This is a genomic window from Oleiphilus sp. HI0128 (assembly GCF_001635365.1).
In genome coordinates this window covers 1-450 of sequence record NZ_LWGG01001049.1, presented here as the reverse complement: position 1 = coordinate 450, position 450 = coordinate 1, and the positions used below count along the sequence as shown (strand labels likewise).

The 450-nt window shown below is 40.0% G+C and carries 1 protein-coding gene; it reads right to left on the bottom strand.

Annotated features, from left to right (window positions below; all coding sequences use genetic code 11):
• Window position 1: 1 nt before the first annotated feature.
• Window positions 2–259, bottom strand: a complete 258-nt coding sequence (locus A3763_RS17805) for a type II toxin-antitoxin system Phd/YefM family antitoxin (RefSeq protein ID WP_068507610.1) — start codon at window positions 257–259, stop codon at window positions 2–4.
• Window positions 260–450 lie beyond the last annotated feature (191 nt).

The window sequence follows — 450 nt, the reverse complement described above, 5'->3', positions numbered from 1 at the left end:
ATTATTTGAGCCATTTACTCATCTTCTCTTTAGCTTGCGACATGTCCATTGTTCGACCTTCACGGATTGCCTGTTCGCCTTTCGCGATACCTTCCAGGATTTTCATCCGATCTACCATCAACTCATAATCAGCCACATCAACCAAATAGGCTGATGGCTGGCCATGTTCAGTTATAAGAATAGGTTCTTTTGACTCATGCAGATCTGCAAGCAGTTTCGTTGCTTGTCTCTTTAATGTAGTAACGACTTCAGTTCTCATAGTGACACCTTATATTAAAATGTATCACTATAGTATCACTCGAAATCAAAAAAAACTAACGCCTTATGCAGAGGCGAGTGAAACGAGTCCAGCCCACGGCCCTTTGTGGGCGTTCTTTGATTGCCTTGTTAAGGCTTTTAATTTATATTGTACGGTAATTCCGTACATTTAATTGGTGATTATTATGGATA